Raw genomic sequence first — 10,571 nt, 5'->3', positions numbered from 1 at the left:
GGTCGCGGCGAGGTGACCGCGGGACCGAGGGTCACGGCGTCGTCGCAGGCAGCACGGGAACCATCCGGCGCCACCGGGAGATCTCACAACCGTCGGTCAGTTTGTACGAGGAGTCGACGCGGTGTCCGTGCCAGGTCCCGGTGATGTGGGCGGTGGCGTTCCCCCCGTACTGCATCGTGCAGTACGTCCCCTTGGGTACCGGCGCGAACGGGTCCTGGTCGTCGTCCGCCAGCTCGTCGAGCCGCTTGCAGGCGCCGGCCGGGTCGGCGTGGGTGCCGCGGTCGGGGTGGCACCGCAGGTCGTACGTGCCGTCCTTGCCGGCACCCGCGTCGACGACGGAGACGGTCAGGTGGTCGCCGCCGACAGTGCCGAGGGCGCCGCCGCCCCAGCCGTCGAGGGAGCCGTACGGGGACGGGGGGATCCGGGTCGGGCCCGTGTCGGCGTGCGCGGTGGCGGGCACCGCCGTGAGGGCCGCGACCGAGGCGGCGGCGGTGAGGAGCAGGCGGGAGGAGAGGTGTCGGATCAACATGCGCTGCCTAACGGGTGGACCCGCCATGACGTTGCGCCCCGCGGCCCGGGCTTTGCCCTGCGGCCTGAGCGCCTAGTACCGTGGGGGGCGATTGGTGACACGGCGCTGAACTGTGTCATCATCTGCACGCACCGGTTCGCGCTCGCGCGACACGGTTGTGCGGGAGGCGTCGCCTAGTCCGGTCTATGGCGCCGCACTGCTAATGCGGTTTGGGACTTAAATCCCATCGAGGGTTCAAATCCCTCCGCCTCCGCAGCAAGATCCGAAGCCCCGGTCCACACGGACCGGGGCTTCGTCGTTCCCGGCCCGGCGGCGCCCCGCGCTCGTACCCGCTCCTGCGGGCGTTTGCGCAGGTCACAACGGGTGTGGTCAACGGATTTCACATGGCGGCGGCAGTCATGTAATGTTCTTCCTGTCGCCGCGAACGGGCCGAAAGGCCGGAGAGCGAAGACCAAAACAAAAGACAAGCACTCGTAGCTTAACGGATAGAGCATCTGACTACGGATCAGAAGGTTGCAGGTTCGAATCCTGCCGAGTGCACACAGGTAAGAGGCCCCCGGAGATGATCCGGGGGCCTCTTGCGTTGCGCTCGGGCCTCTCCTTGACGTGCGGCTCTGCCGTCCCTAGCCTCATGCCGCTCAGGTGAGCCGCATGGTGCGAGACCGGGCACGGGGTGGGGACACAAGCCGATGACCTGGTACTTCAGAGTGCTCAGAAACTACTTCGGGTTCCGCGGGCGAGCCGGCCGCAAGGAATACTGGATGTACACGCTGTTCAACATGGTGATCCTGTACGCGTTGTGGGGTCTCGGCACCGCTCTTGACCAGCCCTTGTACTGCTTCGGCTACGCGCTGGCGGTCGCCGTCCCCACGGTCGCGGTCGGTGTGCGGCGGCTTCGTGACGCCGGGTTCAGCGGGTGGCTGATGTTGCTCATGCTGGTGCCCCCGGCAGGGGCGATCGCTCTTGTCGTCCTTCATGCCAAGGAGAGCAAGCCGGAGATGCGCGCCTACGCTCCCGGCCCGGACGCGGCATGGACCGCATCGCCTCCGGCCGGACGCTGAGTCTGTCCGGCGGCGTTGTCAGTGGGCTGCGGCATGCTGGCCGTATGACGTGGTGGTGCACCGGGATGCGATGGGGTGGGGGTGGGCCCTCGTTCGGGTGGACGGGGGTCGGGGGCGAGCGGGAGAGCTCGGTGCGGTTCGGGGAGACGGTGGCGTTCCGGGTGGGCGGGGCGCGGCGGTGTCTTGGGGTGTGGCGCGGCGGGCGGCGTTCGGTGTGTCCGGGGCGGGACGCCGTGCCGGTGCGGGGGACCCGGGCGCAGTGCGGGGAGTGCGCGGGGATCGACCGGGCGCGGTCGGTCGCGGCGGACACCGTCGCTGATGATCCCCGGCCGTACCACGTGTATCTCGCCTGGTTCGGGGACGGGCTCGTGAAGGTGGGGATCACGGGGGTGGCGAGAGGGAGCGCGCGGCTGTTGGAGCAGGGGGCCGTGGCCTACACGTGGTTGGGGCGCGGGCCCCTGATGGCTGCGCGGCGGGCCGAGGAGCTGTTGCGGGTGGCGCTGGGCGTGCCCGACCGCATTCCCTACGAGCGCAAGCGCGCCGTCCGGGCCGGCCTGGGGGACGCGGACGAGCGGGGCGGCGCGTTGGTGCGGGCGCATGCCGTGGCCGTGGGGCTCGGGGAGTGGCCCGAGTCCCTGGAGCGGATGCCGTGCCGGGTCGTCGGGCACGGTGCGGCGTTCGGGCTCGCGGCGATCGACCGGGTGGACGCCGTGGTGGCCGGGCTCGCCGAAGGCGCCGTGGTGGCGGGCGCCGTGGCTGCCGCCGCCGGGCCCGATCTGCATCTCGTCGAGCCGGGCGGGCGGCGGCTCGTGGTGGATACGCGGGTGCTGGCCGGCTGGCCGCTGGAACGGGCCGCTGTGCCGGTGAGCGGGGCCGGGGTTCTGGTCCGGGAGGTGCCGGCTGTGCAAAGTGGGTTGTTCTAGGGGCCGTGAGCCGGGGGGCGGCCGGCCTTGGCCGCCTGAAGCGTGCCGTCCCAGGTGAGGGGGGGCAGGGACGGCTCTCGTGGGGGCGCCCCGGTCCCGGGAGTGTGGACAGCGCGCGGCCCGCGGGTGACCGTGGGGGCCATGTGTGATCACGCCGATGTCGCCCCGGACCCGTCCTCGTCGGGCGCGTCCGTCCCCCGACTGCCCAGTCCGCGGCAAGAGGCCGCCCCCGTCGCCGCGTTCCTCGAACGGCACCGGTTGCCCGGGCTCGTCGATGTGCATACCCACTTCATGCCCGAGCGCGTGCTGCACAAGGTGTGGGCGTACTTCGACGCCGCCGGCCCGCTCGTGGGGAGCGAGTGGCCGATCACGTACCGGGAGGAAGAAGCGCAACGGCTGGCCCGGCTGCGGGAGTTCGGGGTCGTCGCCTTCACCTCCCTGTTCTATCCGCACAAGCCCGGGATGGCGGAGTGGCTCAACGGCTGGGCCGCCGGCTTCGCCGCCCGTACCCCCGACTGTCTGCACTCCGCCACCTTCTATCCGGAGCCGGGCGTGGCGGCGTACGTGCGCCGAGCGGTCGAGGCGGGGGCGCGGGTCTTCAAGGCGCATGTGCAAGTAGGGGCGTACGACCCGAACGATCCGCTGCTCGATCCCGTGTGGGGACTGCTCGCCGAGGCCGGGGTGCCGGTCGTGACGCACTGCGGTTCGGGGCCCGCGCCGGGCAGGCACACCGGCCCCGGACCCATCGCGCGGCTGCTCGCGCGGCACCCTCGGCTCCCGCTCGTCGTCGCCCACCTGGGGATGCCGGAGTACACCGGCTTCCTGGACCTGGCGGAGCGGTACGGGCAGGTGCGGCTCGACACGACGATGGCGTTCACCGACTTCAGCGAGCGGCGGGCGCCGTTCCCGCCGCGGGAGCTGGGGCGGCTCCTGGAGCTGGGGGACCGGGTGCTGCTGGGCAGCGACTTTCCCAATATCCCCTACCCGTACGTGCATCAGCTGGAGGCGATCGAGCGGCTCGGGCTGGGGAGCGAGTGGGTGCGGGCAGTCTGTTACGCGAACGGGGCGGCGCTGTTCAGGATCTGAGGGCCTGGGGTGGGTGCGGGTCGTGTGGGGTGGGTCGGTCGTGGGTAAGTAGCGCGCGGACCCCTTGGTCCAGACCAACTCCCTGGAGGTGTCGGTGTGTTGAGGCGATGCGTGCTGTGGCTGATGGCCGCCGCCGTCGGGCTGCTGGGTGGCGTCGTCGCGCCAGGGGCGGCGAGCGCCGCCCCTGGCGCGGGCGGGCACGGGCGGTTCGTCGTCAGCGAGGCGCAGTTCGAGCGGATGTTCCCGCACCGGGACTCCTTCTTCACGTACGACGGCCTGGTGCGGGCCACCGCGGCGTACCCGCGCTTCGCCCGTACCGGCGGCGCCGCGCTGCGCAGGCGGGAGGCCGCCGCCTTCCTCGCCAACGTCAGCCATGAGACGGGCGGGCTGTACTACGTCGTCGCGCAGAACAAGGAGACGTACCCGGTCTTCTGCGACGAGAGCCAGAGCTACGGGTGCCCGGCCGGGCACGACGCCTACTACGGGCGCGGCGCGATCATGCTCAGCTGGAACTTCAACTACAAGGCCGCAGGTGACGCCCTCGGCCTGGATCTGCTGCACGATCCGTGGCTGGTCGAGCGGGATCCGGCCGTGGCCTGGATGACCGCCCTCTGGTACTGGAACACGCAGACCGGCCCCGGGACCCTGACCGGGCACGAGGCGATGGTGGAGCGGGCCGGTTTCGGCGAGACGATCCGCAGTCTGAACGGGACCGCGGAGTGCGACGGCGGCAACACCGCGCAGATGCGCCACCGGGTCGGCCTGTACGTCTCCTTCACCAAGATCCTGCACGTGGGGGCGGGCCACGCACTGACCTGTTAGGCCCCTGCCTGTTTCTCAGCGAATTCACAGGTTCGGGAAAGGACGTTCTCAGAGGCGGGTCGCAGGGTTGCGGTATGACGACGACCTCGCCCCAGGGGCGTACCGAACTGCTGAGGCCGGACGGGAGTCCCGTGCGGGTGCTCGTCGTGGACGACGAGCAGTCGATCACCGAGCTGCTCTCCATGGCCCTGCGCTACGAAGGCTGGCAGATCCGTGCCGCCGCGGACGGGTCCGGAGCGGTGCGCAGCGCGCGCGAGTTCCGGCCCGACGCCGTCGTGCTCGACATGATGCTGCCCGACATGGACGGGCTGAGCGTGCTGGGGCGGCTGCGCCGCGAACTGCCCGACGTGCCCGTGCTCTTCCTGACGGCCAAGGACGCCGTGGAGGACCGGATCGCCGGGCTCACCGCGGGCGGCGACGACTACGTCACCAAGCCGTTCAGCCTGGAGGAGGTCGTCGCGCGGCTGCGCGGTCTGATCCGCCGGACCGGCGCGGCCGACCGGCGCAGCGAGTCCGTGCTGGTCGTGGGCGATCTGATGCTCGACGAGGACAGCCACGAGGTCTCCCGGGGCGGGGCCAACATCCATCTGACGGCGACCGAGTTCGAGCTGCTGCGCTTCCTGATGCGCAATCCGCGGCGCGTGCTCAGCAAGGCGCAGATCCTGGACCGGGTGTGGTCCTACGACTTCGGCGGCCAGGCCAACGTCGTCGAGCTGTACATCTCCTATCTGCGGCGCAAGATAGACGCCGGACGCGAGCCGATGATCCACACCCGGCGCGGCGCCGGTTACCTGATCAAGCCCGCGGCGACCACGGTCACGTGAGGCGGGCCCGCACCCTGCGGACCCGCCTCGTCGTCACCGCCGTCGGGCTGATCGCGCTGGTCGGCGTGGTGATCGGGACGGTGACGACGCTGTCCCTGCACACGTATCTGTACGGGCAGCTGGACGGCAAGGTCGACCAGGTCGTGCGGATGGCCTCGGGGCCCGGCGGCCGCGATCCCGGCGAGGGCGGGCAGCGGCGGGACCTGTCGTTCCTGGGGCTGCCGGGCCCCGGCGGCGAGAAGACCGTGGGCGCGCTGGTCGGCGCCGACGGCTCGCTCACCCGGGCGGCCACGTCCGACCCGGACTCCCCCACCCGCATGACCGGGCTGAGCGACGCCCAGACGCAGGCCCTCGCCGCCGTCCCCCGCGACCGCCACCCCCACAGCGTCAGCCTCCCCGGGCTCGGGGAGTACCGCGTCCAGCTGTCCAGGGACGGCACCTTGCTCGCCGGTCTGCCGTCCACGGACGTCGACGCGACCCTGAACCGGCTCGTCGTCATCGAACTCTCCGTCACCGGCGCCGGCCTGCTCGCCGCCGGAGTCACCGGCGCCGTCATGGTCGGCGTCGCCCTGCGCCCCCTGCGCCGGGTCGCCGCGACCGCGACCCGCGTCTCCGAACTCCCCCTGCACAGCGGCGAGGTCGCCCTCCACGAACGGGTGCCGGACGCCGAGGCCGACCCGCGGACCGAGGTCGGGCAGGTCGGGGCCGCGCTCAACCGGATGCTCGACCACGTGCACGGCGCCCTCACCGCGCGCCAGCAGAGCGAGACCCGCGTACGCCAGTTCGTCGCGGACGCCAGCCATGAGCTGCGCACGCCGCTCGCCTCCATCCGGGGCTACGCCGAGCTGACCCGGCGCGGGCGCGAGGAGACCGGGCCCGACACCCGGCACGCGCTCGGCCGCATCGAGTCCGAGGCGCACCGGATGACCGGCCTGGTCGAGGACCTGCTGCTGCTCGCCCGGCTCGACGCGGGGCGGCCGCTGTCGTACGAGCCGACGGACCTGTCGCCGCTCGTGGTCGACGCGCTCGGCGACGCCCGCGCCGCCGGGCAGGACCACGTCTGGCGGCTCGACCTGCCCGGCGAACCGGCGACCGTGCTCGCCGATTCCGCCCGCCTGCACCAGGTCCTGGTCAACCTGCTGGCCAACGCCCGTACGCACACGCCCCCGGGCACCACCGTCACCGCGCGCGTGCACCGGCAGGGGCCCTGGGTCCGCCTCGCCGTGCAGGACGACGGGCCCGGGATCCCCGCCGGGCTGCTGCCGCGCGTCTTCGAGCGGTTCGCCCGCGGTGACTCCTCGCGCTCGCGCAAGGCGGGCTCCACCGGGCTCGGGCTCGCCATCGTGCAGGCCGTCGCGGCCGCGCACGGCGGTGCCGTGAGCGTCGACAGCGTCCCCGGCCGGACCGTGTTCACCGTGCATCTGCCCGCCCACGCCGGGCCCGTCACGTACTCACAGGCAGGGCACAGCCTCACCACACAGCGGTGACAGGGCAGTTGGCGACCGTCGGTGGCATGCGAACCGACTCTTCCGAGGGCCTCGGCCCCACCGCCTCGTGGTTCGGGGCGCTGCCGGCGCGGGAGCACCTCCACGCGGGCAGCGGCGACACCCCGGTCCTGGACGTCGTCGTCCCCGTATACAACGAGGAGAAGGACCTCGGCGCGTGCGTCCGCAGACTCCACGACCACCTCCTGCGCACCTTCCCCTACCGCTTCCGCGTCACCGTCGCGGACAACGCGTCCACGGACTCCACTCCCCGGGAAGCCGCCCGGCTGATCGCGGACCTGCCCGAGGTCAGGTACGTCCGCCTGGAGCAGAAGGGGCGCGGGCGGGCGCTGCGCACCGTCTGGTCGGCGTCCGACGCGCCGGTCCTCGCGTACATGGACGTGGACCTGTCCACCGACCTCAACGCCCTGCTGCCGCTGGTCGCCCCGCTCATCTCCGGCCACTCGGACCTGGCGATCGGCTCCCGTCTCGCCCGCAGCTCGCGGGTGGTGCGCGGGCCGAAGCGCGAGTTCATCTCGCGGGCCTACAACCTGATCCTGCGCGGTTCGCTCCAGGCCCGCTTCTCCGACGCCCAGTGCGGGTTCAAGGCGATCCGGCGCGATGTCGCGCAGGTGCTGCTGCCGCTGGTGGAGGACACCGGCTGGTTCTTCGACACGGAGATGCTGGTGCTCGCCGAACGCGCCGGACTGCGGATCCACGAGGTACCCGTCGACTGGATCGACGACCCGGACTCCACCGTCCACATCGTCCGGACCGCCACCGAGGACCTGAAGGGCGTCTGGCGCGTCGGCACGGCGCTGGCCACCGGCTCGCTCGCCCTGGACCGGCTCGCCCGCCCCTTCGGCGACGACCCGCGCGACCGGCTGCCGGGCGTGCCCAGGGGCCTCGCCCGCCAGCTGGTCGGCTTCTGCGTCGTCGGCGTGCTGTCGACGCTGCTCTACCTCCTGCTCTACTCCGGGTTCCGGACGTTCTCGGGGGCGCAGCTCGCCAACGCGCTCGCCCTGCTCGTCTCCGCGGTCGCCAACACCGCGGCCAACCGGCGCCTGACCTTCGGCGTGCGCGGCCGCGACCGGGCCGTGCGCCACCAGGCCCAGGGCCTGGTCGTCTTCGGCATCGGACTCGCGCTGACCAGCGGCTCGCTCGCCGCCCTGAACGCGGCCTCCGGCGCCCCCGCCCACTCCACCGAGCTGGCCGTGCTCGTCGCGGCCAACCTCGCCGCGACGGTGCTGCGCTTCCTGCTCTTCCGGGCCTGGGTCTTCCCCGACCCGGCGCCCGCCCCGGCCGCCGCCTCCGCGCAGGCTCCGCCGGGACGGGACGCCACCGCGCGGGTGCCCGTGCCGGGCGCGCCCACGACCGCCCCCGACCCCAGGGAGCCCCGATGACCACGGACATCCGACCGTACGACGCCGCCCCCGCGGCCCCGTCCGCCCGCGCGGGCCACAGCCGCCCGCAGGGCGCGTTCCCGCGGCGCGTGTGGCGCGGCCGGCCCGAGGACGCGCGCTGGGTGCGCCCGGCCTTCCTCGGCCTGCTGCTCCTCGTCGGCCTCGCCTACCTCTGGAACCTGTCCGCCTCCGGCTACGCCAACTCCTTCTACTCGGCGGCCGCCCAGGCGGGCAGCGAGAGCTGGAAGGCGATGTTCTTCGGCTCGTCCGACGCGGCCAACGCCATCACCGTCGACAAGCCGCCGGCCGCGCTGTGGCCGATGGCGCTCTCCGTCCGCCTCTTCGGCCTGAACTCCTGGGCGGTCCTCGTCCCCCAGGTGCTGATGGCGCTCGCCACGGCCGCCGTCCTGTACGGGGCCGTCCGCCGCAGGTTCAGCGCCGCCGCGGGCCTGATCGCCGTCGTGGTCCTCGCCACGACACCGGTCGCCGCGCTGATGTTCCGCTTCAACAATCCGGACGCGCTGCTCGCGCTTCTCATGACCGGCACGGTCTACTGCGTGCTGCGCGCCCTGGAGCACGCCCGCACGACGTGGCTGGTCCTGGCCGGAGCGGCCGTCGGCCTCGCCTTCCTCACCAAGACGCTCCAGGCGTTCCTGATCCTGCCGCCGCTCGCCGTGCTCTACGCGGTCCTCGCACCGGCGCGGCTGCGCAGGCGGCTCGGACAACTCGTTCTCGCCGGGCTCGCGATGGCCGTCGCGGGCGGCTGGTGGGTGGCGATCGTCGAGCTGTGGCCCGCCTCCTCCCGCCCGTACATCGGCGGCTCCCAGCACAACTCGTTCCTGGAGCTGACCTTCGGCTACAACGGCCTCGGCCGGATCAGCGGCGACGAGACCGGCTCCGTCGGCGGCGGTGGCGGCATGGGCGGCGGCACCGGGCAGTGGGGCGAGACCGGCATCGGCCGGATGTTCAACTCCGAGATCGGCGGCCAGATCTCCTGGCTGCTCCCGGCCGCGCTGATCCTGTTCGCCGCCGGGACCGTGCTGACCTGGCGGGTCAGGCGGACGGACACGGCCCGCGCCGCGTTCCTCGCCTGGGGCGGCGCGCTGCTCATGACCGGCCTGGTCTTCAGCTTCATGGCCGGCATCTTCCACCAGTACTACACGGTGGCCCTGGCCCCCTGCATCGCCGCTCTGACCGGCATGGGCGCCACGGTCCTGTGGGAGGAGCGCTCCCGCGTCCCGGCCGCCGCGACGCTGGGCGCCACCGTCGCCGCCACGGCGCTCTGGGCGTACGTGCTGCTCGGGCGGGTCCCGGACCACCTGCCGTGGCTGCGCTGGGCCGTGCTCGTCGGCGGCCTGCTCGCCGGGCTCGGCCTCGCCTTCGTGGGCCGCCTGGGCCGCCGGCCGGCACTCGGTGCGGCCGGGCTCGGCCTCGTGGCCGCGCTCGCGGCGCCGACCGCGTACACCCTCAGCACGCTGGACACCGGGCACACCGGCTCCATCGTGACGGCCGGCCCGTCCGGGGCGGGCATGAGGGGCGGCGGCCCCGGGGGCGGCGGGTTCCCCGGCGGCGGCAAGGGCGGCGGACCCGGCGGTCAGGGCGGCCAGATGGGACGGCCCCCGACCGGCACCGGCAACCAGCAGGGCGGCTTCCCGGGCGGCGGTATGCCGGGCCGGGGCCAGAACGGCCAGAGCCAGAAGCAGGGCGCGGGCCGCGGCGGGGGCGGCATGGGCGGCCTGCTCAACGGCGCCGAGGTCAGCTCCCGGGCCAAGAAGCTGCTGGAGAAGGATGCCGGTGACTACACCTGGGCGGCGGCCACGGTCGGTTCGCAGAACCAGGCGAGCTACCAACTGGCCACCGGCGCCCCCGTCATGGCGGTCGGCGGCTTCAACGGGACGGACCCGTCCCCGACGCCGGCCCGGTTCAAGCAGTACGTCGAGGACGGGAAGATCCACTACTTCATCGGGAGCGGCAGCGGTTCCGGTGGCGGCATGGGCGGATCGGACTCCGGCTCGGCAGCCGAGATCACGTCATGGGTCGAGGCCCACTTCGAGAAGGTGACGGTCGGGAACGCGACGTTCTACGACCTGACCCAGCGGACGGGCTGACCCCGGCCGGGCCCCTTCCGGAGGGGGCCGGATCAGGGCCGCCCGGTTCACCGCCGCAGCGTCACCTCCGCGACCAGCGGGCGGTGGTCCGACGCCGCCCGCTCGTCCGGCACGGCCGCCGAGCGCACCCGGACGCCCGCGCCCACCGCCACGTAGTCGATCCGCTGCACCGGCGCGTCGGCCGGGAACGTGCCGTCCTCGGCCGGTCCCGCGTCCGTCAGTTCGGTCCACAGCGGGCCCACCGCCACGTAGTCGATCCGCTGCACCGGCGCGTCGGCCGGGAACGTGCCGTCCTCGGCCGGTCCCGCGTCCGTCAGTTCGGTCCACAGCG

Annotated in this window: 9 protein-coding genes, 2 tRNA genes and 1 pseudogene; 10 read left to right on the top strand and 2 right to left on the bottom strand. The window is 73.2% G+C overall.

Annotated features, from left to right (window positions below):
* Window positions 1-31 precede the first annotated feature (31 nt).
* Entirely contained in the window at window positions 32-529 is a 498-nt protein-coding gene (locus ABZY33_RS03840; RefSeq protein WP_356489835.1) for an SSI family serine proteinase inhibitor, read from the bottom strand.
* Window positions 530-691: 162 nt separating this feature from the next.
* On the opposite strand from ABZY33_RS03840, the gene ABZY33_RS03835 reads away from it, so the two are divergent.
* From ABZY33_RS03835 to ABZY33_RS03790, 10 genes are all read left to right on the top strand, one after another.
* Window positions 692-782 (top strand) — tRNA-Ser (locus ABZY33_RS03835).
* Window positions 783-996: 214 nt separating this feature from the next.
* Window positions 997-1,069, top strand: a tRNA-Arg gene (locus tag ABZY33_RS03830).
* Window positions 1,070-1,218: 149 nt separating this feature from the next.
* Window positions 1,219-1,590: a DUF805 domain-containing protein gene (locus ABZY33_RS03825; protein ID WP_356489834.1), complete on the top strand. Its 372-nt coding sequence runs from the start codon at window positions 1,219-1,221 to the stop codon at window positions 1,588-1,590.
* Between the two features lie 65 nt (window positions 1,591-1,655).
* A complete protein-coding gene (locus ABZY33_RS03820) occupies window positions 1,656-2,513 on the top strand; it encodes a DUF2797 domain-containing protein (RefSeq protein WP_356489950.1) in 858 nt (285 codons plus the stop codon).
* Between the two features lie 141 nt (window positions 2,514-2,654).
* Window positions 2,655-3,599, top strand: coding sequence for an amidohydrolase family protein (locus ABZY33_RS03815; protein WP_356489833.1), 945 nt, complete (start codon window positions 2,655-2,657; stop codon window positions 3,597-3,599).
* 123 nt (window positions 3,600-3,722) lie between these two features.
* Window positions 3,723-4,421, top strand: coding sequence for a chitinase (locus ABZY33_RS03810; protein ID WP_356489949.1), 699 nt, complete (start codon window positions 3,723-3,725; stop codon window positions 4,419-4,421).
* Window positions 4,422-4,495: 74 nt separating this feature from the next.
* Window positions 4,496-5,245: a response regulator transcription factor gene (locus tag ABZY33_RS03805; protein ID WP_356489832.1), complete on the top strand. Its 750-nt coding sequence runs from the start codon at window positions 4,496-4,498 to the stop codon at window positions 5,243-5,245.
* Window positions 5,242-6,732 carry a HAMP domain-containing sensor histidine kinase gene (locus ABZY33_RS03800; RefSeq protein ID WP_356489831.1) on the top strand — a complete coding sequence of 497 codons (1,491 nt, stop codon included), beginning with the start codon at window positions 5,242-5,244 and terminating at the stop codon, window positions 6,730-6,732. Before ABZY33_RS03805 ends, ABZY33_RS03800 begins: the two co-directional genes overlap by 4 nt.
* A 26-nt stretch (window positions 6,733-6,758) precedes the next feature.
* Window positions 6,759-8,132 (top strand): glycosyltransferase, encoded by a 1,374-nt coding sequence (locus ABZY33_RS03795; RefSeq protein WP_356489830.1) that lies wholly within the window; start codon window positions 6,759-6,761, stop codon window positions 8,130-8,132.
* The gene (locus ABZY33_RS03790) at window positions 8,129-10,240 is read left to right on the top strand and encodes a glycosyltransferase family 39 protein (protein ID WP_356489829.1); all 2,112 of its coding nucleotides are present in this window, start codon (window positions 8,129-8,131) and stop codon (window positions 10,238-10,240) included. Before ABZY33_RS03795 ends, ABZY33_RS03790 begins: the two co-directional genes overlap by 4 nt.
* Before the next feature lie 47 nt (window positions 10,241-10,287).
* Here ABZY33_RS03790 and ABZY33_RS03785 read toward each other — a convergent pair.
* A pseudogene (locus ABZY33_RS03785) lies at window positions 10,288-10,571 on the bottom strand (hypothetical protein); the annotation flags it as partial.

Source organism: Streptomyces sp. NPDC006552 (genome assembly GCF_040611655.1).
GTDB lineage: Bacteria > Actinomycetota > Actinomycetes > Streptomycetales > Streptomycetaceae > Streptomyces.
The sequence above is the reverse complement of the archived record's forward strand: the minus strand, read 5'-3'. Positions and strand labels throughout refer to the sequence as shown.